The organism is Salinibacterium sp. TMP30, assembly GCF_038397785.1.
Lineage (GTDB): Bacteria > Actinomycetota > Actinomycetes > Actinomycetales > Microbacteriaceae > Rhodoglobus.
In genome coordinates this window covers 2,518,646-2,535,677 of the sequence record NZ_CP151642.1, presented here as the reverse complement: position 1 = coordinate 2,535,677, position 17,032 = coordinate 2,518,646, and the positions used below count along the sequence as shown (strand labels likewise).

Genomic DNA, 17,032 nt, shown 5'->3' with positions numbered 1-17,032 from the left:
GGCGTTAGGCTGAAGGTTACGTTCGATGAGGAGCATTTCTGTGTCTACGCCTGCCCATGTCACTATTGTTGGCGCCGGAATTGTCGGGCTGTGCACGGCCTGGTTTCTGCAAGAACGCGGCGTTGAGGTCACGGTTCTCGATCGCACCGGGGTTGCTGCCGGAGCCTCGTTAGGTAACGCCGGGTGGGTCGCACCAGCACTGACGCTTCCCCTGCCTGAGCCCTCAATCTTCCGTTATGGTCTCAAGGCTGTTGTTGACCCGGCCTCACCCGTGTACGTTCCGATCGCAGCAAACTCCGCACTGCTGCGCTTCCTCGCAGGCTTCGCCCGGCATTCGACGCCGAAAATGTGGCGCAGAAACATGGTCACCTTTGCGGAGATCAACAAGTGGAGTCTCGAATCGTTTGACCGCATGGAAGATGGTGGGGTCGCTGCGGCCCTCCGCCACGCTGATCCTTTCCTTGCTGCATTTGTGAACGAGCACGACCGACAGGCGATCACCCACGAGTTTGATGAGGTCGCCGCCGGTGGTCGCCATGTGAGCTTTGAGAAGATCACCGGTGACGAACTGCGTGAGTTCGAGCCGAGCCTCTCGAAACTCGTGACCCACGGACTGCGCGTCGATGGCCAACGTTTCATCAACCCGCCCGCATTCATGGACGTGCTTGCGGCATCCGTTCGGGCGCGGGGCGCTCGCATTGTTGAGGGTGCGAACGTGACGGGCATCCGGGATCTTGGTTCCGCTGGTGTCGCCGTTGACGTCGCGGGGCAGGATGCCGTGCTCAGTAGCGAAGTCGTCATTGCCACCGGAACCTGGCTTGGCGGTCTCGCCCGCCAGTTCGGTGTTCGCCAAGTTGTGCAAGCCGGTCGAGGCTACAGCTTCAGTGTGAAGCCGCCGGTGATCCCGACCCACCCGATCTACCTGCCAGCGCAGCGCGTAGCCTGCACCCCTCTCGGCGATCGGCTGCGAGTGGGAGGCATGATGGAATTCCGTCACGCCGATGCTCCAGCAGACTCTCGCCGTATCAAGACCATCATCAACGCCGCGAGCCCCATGTTCGACGGTGTCGACTGGGAGTCGCGCGAAGAAGAGTGGGTCGGCTCACGCCCCTGCACGCCAGACGGTCTGCCGCTGGTTGGCGGCACCCGTTCGCCGCGAGTGCACGTTGCTGGCGGTCACGGCATGTGGGGCGTCACCCTAGGCCCGTTGACGGGGCGGATGCTCGCTGACTCCATTACGGGCGGCGACAAGCATCCCCTCCTCACCGCCTTCGATCCGCTGCGGTAGCAATGACTGACGTGCGAGGTTAGCGCTCGCCGTCGGGGCGCGCTTCGGGCTGCGCGTTGGCCTCCCGCACGCGGTCGACTAGTTCGCGCCACGGGCCAACTAGCTCTTGCTCGGGGATGACGACTTCGTGCGGATCGCAGTGGATCTCGTAGGTGTACCGATCCGGCATCGTGTTTGTCGTTACCCGCTTGTCCCAGGGTAGCGCGGCAATGAGGAGGTACCACTGTTCGGGATCGGGTTGTTCGTCGACGATGACATCCCATTCGATGCGTCGACCGAGTAGGCCTCCGCTGCGCCACACCTGAACCTTCACACGTGCATGCTATCCCGCGCCTTCGGTTATTTGACAGTGCTTATTCGGCGGTCGTGATGCCGACCAGAGTCCAGCCGCCGACGACAGCTTCGTGCTCAGGGGAGCTGAACCCGTATCGTGCCACAGCTGTCTCGACTGTTGCTGCCGCGAATTCGGCAAAGTTGCTGCGGGGCGTAAGGGAGTTGCCGGTGAGGGTGTCGTACCAGATCTGCCCCGCGCGTTCCCACGCATTGCCGCCAAGGGTACTGGCGACGCTCCAGAACGCCCGATTGGGAATGCCTGAGTTCAGGTGCACGCCGCCGTTATCGTCGAGAGTTTCGATGTAGCCATCTAGATGGTCGGGCTGGGGGTCTTTTCCGAGCACGTCGTCGTCATAAGCGGTTCCGGGTGCTCTCAGCGAGCGCAGCGCGTTTCCTTCGACCTGTTCGGTGAAGATGCCTTCCCCGACAAGCCACGATGCAGCTGCAGCGTTCTGGCCGCGAGCATACTGCTCGACTAATGATCCGAACACATCGGAAAGGTGTTCGTTGAGTGCGCCGCTCTGGCCTTGGTAGATCAGGCCCGCCGTGTATTCGGTCACGCCGTGGGTGAGTTCGTGGCCGATCACGCTGAGCGAGCGCGTAAATCCACCGAAGATCTCGCCGTCTCCGTCTCCGAACACCATGCGTGTGCCATCCCAGAACGCGTTGTCGTAGCGATTTCCGTAGTGCACGGTGGCGTCAAGTGGGGCAGAGCGATCGTTGATCGAATCGCGCGCGAACACTTCCCAGAAGAGGGCAAACGTGCTGCCCAGACCCTCATAGGCCTCGGAGACGGATGCATCGTCGGTCTCCGGTTCACCTTCGGTGCGCACCAACGTTCCGGGCAATGCTTCAGCACCGTGGGCGTCGTAGATGGAACGACTGATTTGCCCGCGCACGCTCGGCTCACCGGGGCGCAGCGACCTGTGGGGCAACACGTTGTGACTGCGGCCATGGTCGAGGTGATCGTGGGCGACATCGGTCAGCGACCGCCGTGCGGCGTGTGCGGCCCGTTCGAAGCGGGGATCCTCCAGCGTCGCGATCCGCGCCAGAAGGAACGGGGGCACGATCAAGCAGAGGGGTTGCGGAAGCGCAAGAGGCGAAACGTGGTGCTCAGTAATCCGGAACATGCTCCATGCTGACACGGGCCGACGACACCGACAACACCGACTAAGCCATTTACGGGGTCGGCCTGCACAGGGGTGAGCGGACCCCGGCCCAGAGGCCGAAGTCCGCTCACTAGCTTGTTGCTTCTTGAGTTAGCTACCTGCGGACGAACATTGCGGCATCCTCGGGAGAGTTCTCTCGCGCGGCGAAATCCGGGTCATCGTCGAACGACTTCATACGGGCGACGTAGAAGATGATCAACGCGTAGACGGCCTTCGCCAGTATGTCGGCTATCGAGTATCCGATCTGTTTGCCCACCCAGGCATCCGCCCCACTGATGTCGAGCATCGGGAGGATGTAGGCGATGGGGTAAACGCCCCAGCTGAGCAGCAGGAGGAAGCGCAACTGGCTGAGGGTGCGGCGCACCGAGACTGGCTGCTTATTGAGTGACTTACCCAGCTGCACGAAGAGCACGTACAGGATGTACGCGAAGGGAATCGTGGACAGCAGACCGAAGATTCCGCGTACGGTGTTGTCGCCGCTGATCTCGCCGGGGTATCCGAGGATGATCATGAGCGCGGCAGCGGGCAGCAGACGAATGATCAGTCCGGTCTGCACCTTGCGAGCGAGAGCGAGTACGGCGATGAGTTCCAGCAGCAGAAGGGGCACTGTCAGAAGCCAGTCAACGTAGCGGTATCCCTCGTTGAACGATGCGCCGACAGCTTGCGTGTATACGCCCGCGCCACCGACAGAGTCCGACACGAAGGCCTCTTTGAATGAGTCGAAGATTCGGAAGTAGTGGTACGCCGCAATTGCGCACACAACAATCGCTACCGTGATTGCCTGCCGGTAGCGAGGCAAGATTCGCGGCAAAGCGATTGTCAGGAACACAGCGGTGAAGAGCTGCGAAGCGATGACGAGCGAAAGGAAGTTGTAGACGGTGTCGTACTGCCCCTGGGTAAGGGTGTCAGGAATCATTAGAGCCTCCGGTAGAGAGTGGATGTTGACTCCTTAGAGAATACATCAATTACTAAGTAAGTTACTAGAAAAGTTTTCTATTCTTCTTGAGGTTTCTGCAATAAACTCGCAGATTATGACTAGCGCCACTGAAAAACATGCCCTCGAAGGGTTCCCCGTTGCGGCAATCCGTTTCGTGCGCGCTCTTGAGCGGAACCGTGAGAACATCGCCATCAGCAATGGACTAACCCCTAGCGAGCTTCGTGCGCTCTTTTGGATCGCCGAGCATGCCAGCGTGACACCCAAAGCATTGGCCGAACACATGGAGATGACGACGGGCGCGATTACTGCGATCACCACTCGGCTTTCTGACCGTGGGTTTTTGCAGCGAATCGCGCATCCGAGTGATCGCCGGAGCATCTTTCTTGAACTCACCCAGAGTGGTCACACAATGATGCGCAGTATCCACTCGGACTTCACTCGAATGGTCTCAGAATCCACGTCGAGCCTCACCAAGGAAGAACTGATCGCCTTCGAGTCGGCGCTCACACGAGTCGCTGACGAAGTGGCAAGCCGAACGGGCCGCTAGGTCCTTGAAGTAGACTGAGGTGTAATCCCCCCACTTCTTCGAAGGGATCCACCATGCCAGCAATCGTCATCATCGGCGCCCAATGGGGCGACGAGGGCAAAGGAAAAGCAACCGACCTCCTCGGCAGTCGCATCGACTACGTCGTGAAGTTCAATGGCGGAAACAACGCCGGCCACACCGTCGTCGTCGGCAATGAGAAGTATGCGCTGCACCTTCTGCCCTCCGGCATTCTCACCGAAGGCGTTACCCCGATCATCTCCAACGGTGTCGTCGTTGATATCGAGGTTCTCTTTGAAGAACTCGACGCGCTTATCGCCCGCGGCGTTGACGTCTCGAAGCTGCTGGTCAGCGCCAACGCGCACGTCATCACCAACTACCACCGCACCCTCGACAAGGTGACCGAACGCTTCCTCGGCAAGCGTCAGATCGGCACCACTGGGCGCGGAATTGGTCCGGCGTATGCCGACAAAATCAACCGTGTAGGCATCCGCATCCAAGACATTTTTGATGAGAACATTCTTCGCCAAAAGGTTGAAGGTGCTCTTGACCAGAAGAATCACTTGCTCGTGAAGGTCTACAACCGTCGGGCGATCGAAGTTGACGAGATCGTCACCGAACTGCTCAGCTACGCCGACCGCCTGCGCCCCATGGTCGCCGACACCGGCCTGTTGCTCAACCAGGCACTCGACCGCGGCGAAGTCGTGCTCTTCGAGGGTGGCCAAGCCACGATGCTGGATGTCGACCACGGAACGTATCCATTCGTCACGTCATCCAATTCCACTTCGGGTGGCGCTGCGACCGGTTCGGGTGTCGCCCCCAGTCGCCTCGAGCGCGTCATCGGAATCGTGAAGGCGTACACGACTCGTGTTGGCGCTGGCCCGTTCCCCACTGAGCTCGAAGACGAGTCGGGCGAATTCTTGCGCCAGAATGGTTTTGAGTTTGGGACAACCACGGGGCGCCCGCGTCGCTGCGGCTGGTACGACGCCCCCATTGCCCGTTACTCGGCGCGCGTTAACGGGGTCACCGACTTCGTGCTCACCAAGCTCGATGTGCTCACCGGACTGAAGACGATTCCCGTGTGTGTCGCCTACGACGTTGATGGCGTTCGCCACGATGAGATGCCGGTTTCGCAGTCAGACTTTCACCACGCGGTGCCCATCTACGAAGCGTTCCCCGGTTGGGAAGAAGACATCACCGGTGCCCGCACCTTTGACGACCTGCCGAAGAATGCGCAAGACTATGTGCTCGCTATCGAAAAGATGAGTGGCGCCCGCATGTCAGCCATCGGTGTTGGACCGGGCCGCGACGAGATCATCGTTCGGCACGACCTCATCGGCTAAGAAGCTCTAGAGGCCAATCGGCAAGTGCTGGACTGAACGTCCGAATTCCGCGTGTGCGCGAGACGCCTGGGGTGCGAAGATTTGGGAGTGACCGTAACGCGCCCTCTACCCCGCATCTTGCAGGGAACTCATATCTCCGTTGAACCCATGACCGAGGCACATCTGGCGGCGCTGTGGCCGGCCCTCGCTGTGCCCGAGGTGTTTGCCGGCGGTTACGGTGGCGGCCCTGCCGGTCTGCCCGCTACCGAAGAGGCGTTTGTCGAATGGATGCGCGGCACCTACCTTGGGCACCCCGACCGCTTCCCCTTTGCTGTGCGCCTCAACGGTGGTTCCGGCAACGGTCGACTCGTTGGTGCGAGCACTCTGGGTGACCTCGACGAGACCAATGCCAACCTTCAACTGGGGTGGACTGCTTACGATCCGAAGGTGTGGGGCAGCGCGGTGAACCCCGAAACCAAGCTCCTGCTCCTCGAGTTTGCCTTCGACAGCGGCTACAACCGAGTGACCATTCAGGCGGATGCCATCAATGACCGGTCGCGCGCGGCAATCCTCAAGCTGGGTGCCACGTTTGAGGGAATCCAGCGCAAGCACCGCATCCGCGCTGATGGCTCGTGGCGAGACACCGCCGTGTACTCGATCCTCGACACCGAGTGGCCTGCCGTAAAGGCCGGACTGTTGGCACGGCTCGAGCAGGAGCCACGCGCGTGAGCGCCACCGTAGCCCCGCCGGGCCGGGAAGAGAAGCATGACCACGCATCCACGCTGGGCACAAGCCTGCGATTCGCTGCCGCTGGCCTCGTCTGGGGGTCCAGTTTTCTCTTCATCAAGGTGGCATTGGATGGCGTTAGCTTTGGGCAGGTCGCCTGGAGCAGGGCTGTGCTTGGCGCCCTAGCGCTTGTCGTCGTGTTTGCCATCAGTCGCCGTAAACTCCCCCGCAAGCCGATTGTGTGGGCGCATTTCACGGTGTTGGCGTTGCTGTTTGCGGTGTTCCCGTACCTGCTGTTTGCGTGGGCTGAGCAGTATGTGAGCTCGGGGCTGGCGAGCATCTACAACGCAACGACACCCATCATGACGGCGATCTTCGCAACCCTCGTATTTCGGGTAGAGAAGCTGTCGCGCTCGCAGATCGCGGGTGTCACCGTGGGCATTTTCGGCGTGCTCGTGATTATTGCGCCGTGGCAAGCGGGCGACATCAGTGGCACTCTCCTCGGACAGCTCGCGTGCCTCGGTGCCGCCCTCTGCTATGGGGCAGCAATGAGCTACCAGCGTCGCTTCGTTGCACCATACAAGATTGCTGGTGTGACGTCAGCAACGATGAACATCGGTATTGCTGCGGTCGTGTACCTCCTGCTCACTCCACTCATCGCTGTTGGTCCCGTTAACCTGACCCTGCCCGTGGTTGCGAGCTTGCTCGCACTTGGCGTGCTCGGCACCGGTATGGCCTACGTCTGGAATTATCGGGTGCTCGCCGAGTGGGGACCAACCCGCACCTCCACCGTCACCTACATCACCCCGGTGATTGGCGTCATCCTGGGCATCGCTGTTCTCAAAGAAACACTGTCGTGGCACGAACCTGTGGGCGCTGCACTGGTGATTCTGGGCGTGCTGTTGACGCAGGGCAGGCTCCGATGGCTAACGGGCAAGGCTCGCACGCTCTAAAGTCGATGTATGGCAGCAGGAGATCAGGCCCCAGAAACCAGCGGCACCGGTGACACCGGCGCCGCAAACACCGGTCCCGACGGTCCGGGCACCGAGGTTGACCCCGAGGTTCGCGAACAACTTCTGGGCGCCCGACGCAGCATCGACAACATTGATGCTGCGCTCATCCACTTGCTTGCGGAGCGTTTCAAGTACACCCAGCAGGTTGGTCAGCTCAAAGCCGCCAAGGGTCTGCCCGCATCTGACCCCAGCCGTGAGCGCACCCAGATCGCCCGTTTGCGGTCACTGGCCGAAGAGTCGCACCTCGACCCCGCCTTCGCCGAGAAGTGGTTCAACTTTGTGGTCGCCGAAGTGATTCACCACCACGAGCAGCTCGCCTCCGGTGGCGAACCTGATTCCGAGGCTGGCGACAACTAGCGTGCTCGGATGCCGTGCTGATCGAGCACGTCTAGGAACGTGGTCGATTCGGGGCGCACCCGGTGGTTGTCGGTGTGTTCCGCCCAAAGCACCTTTCCAGTGCGGTCGGTGATGATCACGGTCGGAACAACAGTGTCGCCGTTGGTGCCTGTGCTGAACATGACAGGCGTGCCGCCGGACTGCACAATGTCGAGCATGGTAGCAGCCGCGCCATCCGCATCGATGTAATAGGTCAGCGGGATGTCGAAGCGTTTAGCCAGTGCCACAGTGCCTTCCGGCTTTTGGGGGCTGATGATCGCCACGGCGACACCGCGTTTATCGAGTTCGCGATACTGTGCGGCGATCTGGCTGACCTGGGCCATGCAAAATGGGCACCAGTTGCCGCGTATGAACATGATGACGTGCGGTTGGTGAGTGAGCACACTGCTGTCAACGAGAGCGCCATCCAGTGTGGTGAGGGGGAACAGCGGCAGGGGCGCATCGACGCGCACGGGCCGCGCTGTCACGTGCTGCACCGAGTACCAGTAGTTGTAGCCGAGAATCACGGCGAGCCCCAGGGCGGCAACGAGAACGGCGAACGGCCCCGCGATAAACGACAGCCCCACACCAACCGCCGCAACTGAGAGCTGAACCCACGGATGCCGACGCTGCACAACAACGAGTCGCGTCATCAGCAACGCCAAATAGAGGGCATACACACCCCACGGCAGGGCAGCAGCGAGCCACCACGGCTGCGACTCGACCATCGCCCGAACCACGACGAGCGCGATCATCAAGAGGGCTAGCGTTGCCGTGGCTTCGCCGTACACCGCTTTGATGATTCGCATATTAGGCGCCGAATGCCTCCGCGAGCGTTCCGCGGTGAGCCGTTTCTAGCTCCTCGAGTGTGAGGGTGAACAGGTCTTGAACTTCGAGGGCGGGAGCCGCAGCATCCGTAACTCCGATGCGGACCGCCGGGTAGTTGCGACCCTCGCAGAGCCCGCGGAACTTCACATCATCTTCGCGGGGGATCGAGACGATCATGCGACCGGTCGATTCGCTGAAGAGCGCCGTTGCGGCGTCGATGCCGTCACGTTCGAGCAACTCGCCGAGCCACACGCGCGCACCGACGCCGAATCGCATGACCGACTCGGCTAGTGTCTGTGCGAGACCGCCATCGGCGAGGTCGTGCGCGCTGGCGATGATGTTTTGCTCGTTGCCGGCTCTGATGAGGTCTGCGAGGCGACGCTCGGCAGCGAGGTCAACCTTGGGGGGCAGGCCACCGAGGTGGTCGTGGATGGTTCCCGCCCAAGCCGAACCATCAAGCTCAAGCGAAGTTGTGCCGAGCAGGTAGATGTTGTTGCCTTCGTCTTGCCAGCCGCTGGGAATGCGCTCAGCAACGTCACGGATCAGCCCAAGCACCGCGACCACAGGAGTCGGGTGGATGGGCACATCGCCGGTCTGGTTGTAGAACGAGACGTTTCCGCCGGTGACAGGAATCTCCATCTCGAGGCAGCCATCGGCGAGTCCTTCGACGGCGCGGCTGAACTGCCACATCACTTCGGGGTTCTCGGGGCTACCGAAGTTGAGGCAATCGCTGACGGCGACAGGGTTCGCGCCGGTAGCGGCAACGTTGCGGAAAGCTTCAGCGAGAGCGACCTGTGCTCCGGCATAGGGGTCGAGCTGACAGAACCGGCCATTGGCGTCGGTCGCGACAGAGAAGCCGAGGCCACTTTCTTCGTCGATGCGCACCATGCCGGCGTCATCCGGGAAGCTGAGAGCGGTGTTGCCGAGCACGTAGCGGTCGTACTGGTTGGTGATCCAGCTCTTGTCGGCCAGGTTGGGGCTCGCCAGCAGCTGCAGCATTTGTTCGCGAAGTTCGAAACCCTCCTTCGGGCGGGCAAGTGTGGAGGCGCTGTCGGCCTGAAGCTTGTCGATCCACTTCGGGTAGACCACGGGGCGGTCATACACCGGTCCATCGATGGCGACCGTGCGCGGCTCGACGTTCACGATTTCTTCGCCGTGCCAGTTGATGATGAGGCGACCGGTGTCGGTGACGTCACCGAGCACACTGGTTTCGACATCCCACTTCTCAACAACCTTGAGAAAGCCTTCGATTTTTTCGGGCTTCACGATGGCCATCATGCGCTCTTGGCTCTCAGACATCAGAATTTCTTCTGCTGTGAGGGTGGGGTCGCGCAGCAGTACCTTGTCGAGTTCGATGAACATGCCGCCGTCGCCGTTAGACGCGAGCTCACTCGTGGCGCAGCTAATGCCGGCAGCACCTAAGTCTTGGATGCCCTCAACAAGGTCACCCTGGAAGAGTTCGAGGCAGCACTCAATGAGCACTTTCTCGGCAAAGGGGTCGCCGACCTGAACGGCGGGGCGCTTCGTGGGGCCACCTTCGCTGAACGAATCCGAGGCGAGGATGGATGCTCCGCCGATGCCATCGCCACCGGTGCGGGCACCGAACAGCACAACTTTGTTGCCCACGCCGCGCGCGTTAGCCAGGTGCAGGTCTTCGTGGCGCAGCACTCCAACGGCTAGGGCGTTGACGAGTGGGTTCGCCTGGTAGACGGAGTCGAAGTAGGTTTCGCCACCGATGTTGGGAAGGCCGAGGCAGTTGCCGTAAAAGCTGATGCCCGAAACCACGCCCTTCGCGACGCGCGCGGTGTCGGGGTGGTCGATGGCGCCAAAACGGAGGGCGTCCATGACGGCAACAGGGCGGGCACCCATCGAGATGATGTCGCGAACGATGCCGCCAACACCGGTTGCGGCGCCCTGGAAGGGTTCGATGTAGCTGGGGTGGTTGTGGCTTTCGATCTTGAAGGTCACGGCCCAGCCGTCACCGACATCCACAACTCCGGCATTTTCGCCTATGCCGACCATGAGGTTTTTCTTCATGGCGGGGCTGACCTTCTTGCCGAACTGGCGAAGGTAGTTCTTCGAGGACTTGTAGGAGCAGTGCTCGCTCCACATCACCGAATACATGGCCAACTCGCCGCTGGTGGGGCGACGGCCCAGAATTTCGCGAATCCTGGCGTATTCGTCATCCTTGAGCCCGAGAGCGCCATAGGGCTGCTCTTTCTCGGGGGTGGCAGCCGCGTTCGACACGGTATCGGGAACTATGGTCTGCGCAGGCGAGGTCACGAGGTTTTTGCTCCTGGATTTGGGGAGTGCCGGAAGCTCTAATCCTACCGGCGGCCCCGATCCTTCGTGGCCGCTAGCCTCGTGCCCCTGAACCTGATGTTCACTGAGAGTTGTCTTGAGTTATTCAAAACAAGGAGTACAGTGAGGGTGATGGAAACAGTGACGGATGAGGCGTTCGTTGAGACCCTGCGCGGTGCCGGTCTCAAAGTCACTGAGCCCCGAGTCGCAGTGTTGAGAGCGCTCGTTGAGTGCCCCCATTCTGATGCGGATCGTATCTTCCGATCGGTTCTGCCGACACTGCCAGGCACCTCCCTGCAAGCCGTCTACGGAGTACTGGCCGCGCTAACGACGGCGGGGCTGCTGCGCAAGATTGCACCGGCAGGGTCCTCCGCCCTCTATGAACTTCGCACCGGCGACAACCACCACCATGTCGTGTGCACTGAATGTAGTGCCGTGCGCGACGTGGATTGTGTCGTGGGTGAAGCCCCATGCCTCACACCATCGCAGGCCGGCGGTTTTTCCGTGCACACTGCCGAAGTCAACTTCTGGGGAGTATGCCCCGACTGCCAAGCACAAACCCTCACATCCAGCTAAACCCCCACATCCACCCAAACAAAGGAGACATCGTGACTGAACCCACGACAACCCAAGCCGGAGCACCCATTGCGAGCGACGAACATTCGCTCACCACGGGCCCCGATGGCGTAACCGCACTGCACGACCGTTTCTTGGTCGAAAAGCTTGCGTCGTTCAACCGTGAGCGTGTGCCGGAGCGCAACCCGCACGCTAAGGGTGGTGGAGCGTTCGGTGAATTCGTCGTCACCGAAGACGTTTCGCAGTTCACGAAGGCCGCCGTCTTCCAAAAGGGTGCCAAGAGCGAAACAATTCTGCGTTTCTCCTCCGTTGCTGGTGAGCAGGGCTCGCCCGACACGTGGCGCGACGTTCGTGGTTTCTCGCTGCGGTTCTACACCACCGAGGGCAACTACGACATCGTCGGAAACAACACCCCCATCTTCTTCATTCGTGACGCCATGAAGTTCCCCGACTTCATCCACTCGCAGAAGCGCCTCGGCGACTCTGGCCTGCGCAATGCAGACATGCAGTGGGACTTCTGGACCCTCTCACCCGAGAGCGCCCACCAAGTCACGTACCTCATGGGTGACCGCGGGCTCTCCAAGTCGTGGCGCCACATCAACGGCTACGGATCGCACACCTACCAGTGGATCAACGCCGGAGGCGAGCGCTTCTGGGTGCAGTACCACTTCAAGTCCCGCCAGGGCGTTGAGCTGATGGAAGCTGCGGATGCCGAACGCATCGCCGGTGAAGATGCCGACTACTACCGTCGCGACCTCTTCGATTCCATCGCCGCCGGCGACTTCCCCAGCTGGGATGTCTCGGTGCAGATCATGCCCTACGAAGACGCCAAGAGCTACCGCTTCAACCCCTTCGACCTGACCAAAACTTGGTCGCACGATGATTACCCCCTGATTCCGGTTGGCCACTTCACGCTCAACCGCAACCCGGAAAGCTTCTTCGCGCAGATCGAGCAGGCCGCATTCTCGCCGTCGAACATGGTTCCCGGCACCGACATCAGCCCAGACAAAATGCTGATGGCGCGTGTGTTCTCCTACCCGGATGCCCAGCGCAACCGCATCGGAAGCAACTACAACCAGCTGCCGGTCAACCAGCCGCACGCCTCCGAAGCGCGCAACTACCAGCACGAAGGCGCCATGAACTACAAGATCGGTGACGCAGCAGCACGCACATACGCACCGAACTCGTACGGCGGACCCGCAGCTCAGCCCGAGCTTGCTGGCGAAGGTGGATGGGCCAGCGACGGCGAACTGCTCCGTGCCGCAGCAACCCTGCACTCTGAAGACGACGACTTCGGCCAGGCAGGAACCCTCTACCGCGACGTCTTCAGCGCAGAGTCAAAGGCTCGCTTCATCGAAACGCTCACCGGCCAGGGCCGCGGAATCACCATTCCCGAAATCCTCGAGCGTTTCTACTGGTACTGGGGCAGTGTGGATGCCGAACTCGGCGCCACTCTCCGCAGGACTGTTCCCGGCGACGGGGACACCCCCAACGAAGAGGCCGACCCCGTCGGTGTAGGCCCCGCAGAGTAGAGCTTGTCTCGCTCAGTAGAACCTGTCTCGCTCAGTAGCGCACAGTGACGCCGGATGCCCGGCCCCGAGTGGTGGGGCCGGGCATCCGTTCGTTAGCACTTAGACCGAGAGGTGCAATGCGCCATCGATCACGGCAGCCGTGCCGCCAATGTAGGCGATGATGATGACCCCGATCCGCGCCGCACGATGACTGATGTGCCGATTGAGCACCTCACCGAGTGCTAGCCCCGCGAGCAGTGCGCCAACGATGATGATCCAGCTCGCCGCATCCAACTGTGGTAGCTGCCCCTCAGAGAAGATAATTTTTGTGGTGAGCGAGACAGTTCCGACCACCACAAAATACGGCTGCAGGGTTGCGGCAAAGTGTGCCTGCGACCAGCACGTGAGCACCGCATAGACGCTGAGGGCTGGTCCGCCAACACCGGCGGCAGTGTTCATGAATCCGGATGCCGCTCCGGCAATGATTGCTGCCGGCCGTGCAGCCACAATGTGGTCTGCGCGGGTAATGAGCAGGGTCGCAGTGAGCGAAACAAGAACTAGTACGCCAACGCCGAGTTGCAGGATGGGGCCGGGCAGCCGAGCGGCAAGCAACGAGCCCGGCACGATGGCAACAATGGCCGGAATGACTAGCCACGCGAAAGTGCGCCACTCGATGAGCCGCCAGACCCGCGGGATGATGAGCAGCGCCGAAATGACTCCGCAGAGGTTGACGACGAGTACGCCGTCGAAGGGGCCGAGGAGAATAACTATCAGCGGCGACGCCACGAGCGCGAAGCCCATCCCCGTTATTCGTTGCGATAGTGCTCCAATGAGGACGGATATCGCAACGAGAGCAAGCACTGGCCAAGCCTAGAGCGTGGGCGGTGGAGCTAGAGCGCTTTGGAGTAGCAGACGCTCAAATCTTCGCCGGTGTAGGCGCCGAAGTTGTCAATGCGGTTGTAACCTTCGCGCTCATAGAAACGCATCGCATCCGGCTGGGCTGTTCCTGTTTCGAGCACAAGCTCGGCTGCGGACTGTGCTCGTGCCCACTCTTCGAGTCCTCTCAGCACGGCGATAGCGATGCCGGTGCCACGCTGAGCCGGAGTGACGTACATGCGTTTTATTTCAAAGCCGCCATTGTCGAGCTCGCGGAGTCCACCACAACCGGCAGGAATCCCGTCGACATACGCAATAAGAAACACCACGACGGAGTCAGAATTGGGTTTTACCCCTGGCTCGCTGTCTTCGGTTTTGTAGCGCGCGGTTAGTTCCGCGCGCTGCGCCGACCGCAACATCACCGAATCGGCGTGCTCGAAGGGAACGCTGCGCAACTCAAGTTCGTAGGTGTATTCCACGACAGCAGCATATCTGCAAGTCCCCGATAAAGGGTCGAGAGCTCGAGAAGTGAACGCGCCAGTTCAGAGCCAGCGGTGGTCGGAAGTTGCTGCGCGTGCTGCGTCCGCGAGCTTGGCAAACCGCTCGCGCTCGACATAGTCATAGTTTTCTGCAGCAACGGATGCCTCCAGCCGCTCGATCTGTTGAAGCACGGCCTCGGTCTGCTCGGGTCGTTGCGCACGATACCCCACCTCTTGCAGCAGTCGGAAAAGTCGCTCAACAACTCCGGGGTCGCTCGCACCGTAGCGCCGCGGCTGAGTCATGGCAACGTCGAGCAGATCCGTGAAGCTATGTGGGTTGATGATGACACGCACACGGTCATTGTCATCGGTGAGCCCCGTTGACTGAATGGGCAGTTCGGCGATAGATCCGAGGATCGCCGAGAGGTGGCCGAGCGTATGCACGGCCGTAGTTGGATCATTGACGCCGGGTGAGAGAGCTTTGGCGGCGATGTCGACGAGCTGGCGGATGCCGAAGCCAATGTCTTGGCCTGCCGTGCGTTCGAATGCCAAATCAATCGCCTGGGAGAGGGCAGGGTTGATGTTCTCGCGTGCCTCGTCGTCCACATGTTCCAGCGGATCCCGCGGCCACCACCGGATTACGGGAGTCTTGCTGACAACGTGATTGCCAATGGTCTCCACTTCGCTGACGACAAGATCGTAATCGATCGCTACTGCGAGAAGGCGCGAGCGATCAATGGAGCGAATGAACCCCGAACGTGTTGCCAGGCTGAGTTCAATGCGGCTGGCAGGCGGCCAATCCGGAAGCTTAATGTACCCCTCCGCCATCGTCGATTTCACAGATGTGATGGTGCTGCTAGTTTCAACAAAAATTTGCCGAATTGTGATCTCAATCCGTAGCTGTCTCGCGAGATGGGCCAAGAACAGTACGAGCATGACAACACTTGCCAGAGTCAACAACGAAGCAAGAGTTACCGCGAAGCGTGGAACGATCGGGTCAACGCTGACCGAGCCATCCTCAATGGTGCGCAGCACCGTCAGTGCATAGGCAAAAGTGCCAACGAAGACGGCGAGTGTCCACTGCACCGTGCGGTTTTTGAGGAAGGTGCGCAACACACGCGGTGAGGCCTGACTGCTTGCCAGCTGCAGTGCCACCACCGTCAGTGAAAACGTCAGCGAAGTTGCCGTGATGAGTGAGCCCGCAACGGCGGAGAGTACAGCTCGGGCGCTATCCGGCCCCCCCGCAAAGAGCACACTTTTGAACACTGGAGACAGTGAAGAGTCGACAGCGCGATCAATGAACGGCAGTACTATCCCGAGAACAACGGCGATGATGATGAACAGAGTCGGTAGCGGCCAGAGTTCGGCGGAGGCCGCTTCGCGCGTGGTCGCGAACCATAGTCGCACGGAACTCCGTCGCGCACTCTGTGTTCTTGCTTCGCCCATGGCGCCCCTCTCGGATTCCCCCAGTTAATCACGACACGCGACGCCATGGGGAGTGCCCGTAGGCTATAGCAACGCCAACGGAAGGAAATCACTCGAGTGTTCGAATGGAAATCGTGGCTGGGGCTCGCTGTCGCCGTCGTGATCGCGCTTATTGCCGTTGTGATCGTAGTAGGAGTGATCGCGCTTATTGTGCGTGTGATCGCCCACCTTAGGCCGGGGGTGTACGCAACCCTAGCGCCAGTTCGTCAACGCCTGCGCGTGCTGATCGCGCTCTTAGCCGTGTGGATTGCGGTCAAGGCAACAATCCCGATTGTCGATCCGAATATCCTCGACATTATCGACAACGTCTTCCTTGTCGTCGTCATCGCGATCAGCGGTTGGCTGCTGGTATCCGTCATGAACCTGCTACTCGGCCGCGCGCTCACTCGCTACCCCATCGATGTGCCCGATAACCGCGTTGCGCGCCGAGTGCGCACCCAAGTGCAAGTGCTGCGCCGCGTGCTCACCGCCGTCATCGTAATCGTCACGATTGGGGCCATCCTCTTGACGCTCCCCGGAGCTCAAACCCTCGGCGCCAGCGTCCTTGCCTCGGCCGGCCTCATTAGCGTTGTCGCCGGTATCGCGGCACAGTCTGCTCTTGCCAACGTGTTTGCGGGCATGCAGCTCGCTTTTAGTGACGCCATCCGAGTCGACGATGTTGTCGTCGCCGACGGCGAATGGGGTCGCATCGAAGAAATCACGCTCACCTACATTGTGGTGAGCATCTGGGATCAGCGCCGACTAGTGCTGCCCTCCACCTACTTCACCACCACACCATTCCAGAACTGGACCCGCAACGCCACCGAGCTACTCGGCGAGGTCAACTTTGACCTCGACTGGCGCGTCAGCATCGACCAGATGCGAACGCAACTGAAGAAGATTGTTGCCGACACAGAGCTGTGGGATGGCCGCACCGCCAACATCCAAGTCGTTGACACTACCGGTGGTTTCGTTCGTGTTCGCGTGCTCGTGAGTGCCGCAGACTCCGGCGCCCAGTGGGACCTTCGCACCCACGTACGGGAAGAGATGGTCGACTGGCTGCAAGCTAAGAACCCCGCCGCCCTGCCACGCCAGCGCGTGCTCATGGTCGAAAACGAGGCACGCGCACGCAGTAAGGGCTCAACAGAGGCTCAAGACCGCGGACTGTTCAGCGGCAGCGCAGAAGCCGACGCGCGCCGTCAAGAGTTCACTGGAGCAATCCCCCTGCAAGATAACATTCCTGAAAACGCGCCAGACCGCGCGCCGGATAGCCTCTCCGAAAGGGACTAA

The 17,032-nt window shown here is 60.8% G+C and carries 17 protein-coding genes; 9 read left to right on the top strand and 8 right to left on the bottom strand.

Annotated features, from left to right (window positions below; genetic code table 11):
- Window positions 1-40: 40 nt before the first annotated feature.
- The gene (locus AADH44_RS12320; protein WP_341953157.1) at window positions 41-1,288 is read left to right on the top strand and encodes an FAD-dependent oxidoreductase; all 1,248 of its coding nucleotides are present in this window, start codon (window positions 41-43) and stop codon (window positions 1,286-1,288) included.
- Window positions 1,289-1,307: 19 nt separating this feature from the next.
- Here AADH44_RS12320 and AADH44_RS12315 read toward each other — a convergent pair whose 3' ends face one another.
- The 3 genes from AADH44_RS12315 to AADH44_RS12305 all read right to left on the bottom strand — a co-directional run bounded on the left by AADH44_RS12315 (window position 1,308) and on the right by AADH44_RS12305 (window position 3,706).
- A complete protein-coding gene (locus tag AADH44_RS12315; protein ID WP_341953156.1) occupies window positions 1,308-1,601 on the bottom strand; it encodes a protealysin inhibitor emfourin in 294 nt (97 codons plus the stop codon).
- A gap of 40 nt (window positions 1,602-1,641) precedes the next feature.
- Window positions 1,642-2,751 carry a M4 family metallopeptidase gene (locus AADH44_RS12310; protein WP_341955012.1) on the bottom strand — a complete coding sequence of 370 codons (1,110 nt, stop codon included), beginning with the start codon at window positions 2,749-2,751 and terminating at the stop codon, window positions 1,642-1,644.
- Window positions 2,752-2,884: 133 nt separating this feature from the next.
- On the bottom strand, window positions 2,885-3,706 hold the full coding sequence (locus AADH44_RS12305) for a bacteriorhodopsin (RefSeq protein ID WP_341953155.1): 822 nt from the start codon (window positions 3,704-3,706) through the stop codon (window positions 2,885-2,887).
- 115 nt (window positions 3,707-3,821) lie between these two features.
- On the opposite strand from AADH44_RS12305, the gene AADH44_RS12300 reads away from it, so the two are divergent.
- The 5 genes from AADH44_RS12300 (at window position 3,822) to AADH44_RS12280 (ending at window position 7,689) form a co-directional block, all read left to right on the top strand.
- Complete coding sequence (locus AADH44_RS12300; RefSeq protein ID WP_341953154.1) at window positions 3,822-4,274, top strand: MarR family winged helix-turn-helix transcriptional regulator; 453 nt, start codon at window positions 3,822-3,824, stop codon at window positions 4,272-4,274.
- Between the two features lie 53 nt (window positions 4,275-4,327).
- Entirely contained in the window at window positions 4,328-5,614 is a 1,287-nt protein-coding gene (locus AADH44_RS12295; RefSeq protein WP_341953153.1) for an adenylosuccinate synthase, read from the top strand.
- An 87-nt stretch (window positions 5,615-5,701) separates the two neighbouring features.
- Window positions 5,702-6,322 carry a GNAT family protein gene (locus AADH44_RS12290; RefSeq protein ID WP_341953152.1) on the top strand — a complete coding sequence of 207 codons (621 nt, stop codon included), beginning with the start codon at window positions 5,702-5,704 and terminating at the stop codon, window positions 6,320-6,322.
- Window positions 6,319-7,272, top strand: a complete 954-nt coding sequence (locus AADH44_RS12285) for a DMT family transporter (RefSeq protein ID WP_341953151.1) — start codon at window positions 6,319-6,321, stop codon at window positions 7,270-7,272. Before AADH44_RS12290 ends, AADH44_RS12285 begins: the two co-directional genes overlap by 4 nt.
- Window positions 7,273-7,281: 9 nt before the next feature.
- Window positions 7,282-7,689 carry a chorismate mutase gene (locus AADH44_RS12280; protein WP_341953150.1) on the top strand — a complete coding sequence of 136 codons (408 nt, stop codon included), beginning with the start codon at window positions 7,282-7,284 and terminating at the stop codon, window positions 7,687-7,689.
- Here AADH44_RS12280 and AADH44_RS12275 read toward each other — a convergent pair.
- Window positions 7,686-8,516 carry a redoxin domain-containing protein gene (locus AADH44_RS12275; protein WP_341953149.1) on the bottom strand — a complete coding sequence of 277 codons (831 nt, stop codon included), beginning with the start codon at window positions 8,514-8,516 and terminating at the stop codon, window positions 7,686-7,688. The two genes, AADH44_RS12280 and AADH44_RS12275, sit on opposite strands and share 4 nt — an antisense overlap.
- Window position 8,517: 1 nt before the next feature.
- Window positions 8,518-10,818, bottom strand: a complete 2,301-nt coding sequence (gene purL, locus AADH44_RS12270) for a phosphoribosylformylglycinamidine synthase subunit PurL (RefSeq protein ID WP_341953147.1) — start codon at window positions 10,816-10,818, stop codon at window positions 8,518-8,520.
- 150 nt (window positions 10,819-10,968) lie between these two features.
- Here purL and AADH44_RS12265 point away from each other — a divergent pair, with 150 nt between their 5' ends.
- Both AADH44_RS12265 and AADH44_RS12260 read left to right on the top strand, forming a co-directional pair.
- Window positions 10,969-11,412, top strand: a complete 444-nt coding sequence (locus AADH44_RS12265; protein WP_341953146.1) for a Fur family transcriptional regulator — start codon at window positions 10,969-10,971, stop codon at window positions 11,410-11,412.
- A gap of 32 nt (window positions 11,413-11,444) precedes the next feature.
- Window positions 11,445-12,944: a catalase gene (locus AADH44_RS12260; protein ID WP_341953145.1), complete on the top strand. Its 1,500-nt coding sequence runs from the start codon at window positions 11,445-11,447 to the stop codon at window positions 12,942-12,944.
- A 99-nt stretch (window positions 12,945-13,043) separates the two neighbouring features.
- Here AADH44_RS12260 and AADH44_RS12255 read toward each other — a convergent pair whose 3' ends face one another.
- From AADH44_RS12255 to AADH44_RS12245, 3 genes are all read right to left on the bottom strand, one after another.
- Window positions 13,044-13,784: a sulfite exporter TauE/SafE family protein gene (locus AADH44_RS12255; protein WP_341953144.1), complete on the bottom strand. Its 741-nt coding sequence runs from the start codon at window positions 13,782-13,784 to the stop codon at window positions 13,044-13,046.
- A 29-nt stretch (window positions 13,785-13,813) separates the two neighbouring features.
- Window positions 13,814-14,278, bottom strand: coding sequence for a GNAT family N-acetyltransferase (locus AADH44_RS12250; RefSeq protein WP_341953143.1), 465 nt, complete (start codon window positions 14,276-14,278; stop codon window positions 13,814-13,816).
- Window positions 14,279-14,341: 63 nt separating this feature from the next.
- Window positions 14,342-15,724 carry a DUF2254 domain-containing protein gene (locus AADH44_RS12245; RefSeq protein ID WP_341953142.1) on the bottom strand — a complete coding sequence of 461 codons (1,383 nt, stop codon included), beginning with the start codon at window positions 15,722-15,724 and terminating at the stop codon, window positions 14,342-14,344.
- A gap of 96 nt (window positions 15,725-15,820) precedes the next feature.
- Between AADH44_RS12245 and AADH44_RS12240 the strand changes: the two genes are divergently transcribed.
- Window positions 15,821-17,032 carry a mechanosensitive ion channel family protein gene (locus AADH44_RS12240; RefSeq protein WP_341953141.1) on the top strand — a complete coding sequence of 404 codons (1,212 nt, stop codon included), beginning with the start codon at window positions 15,821-15,823 and terminating at the stop codon, window positions 17,030-17,032.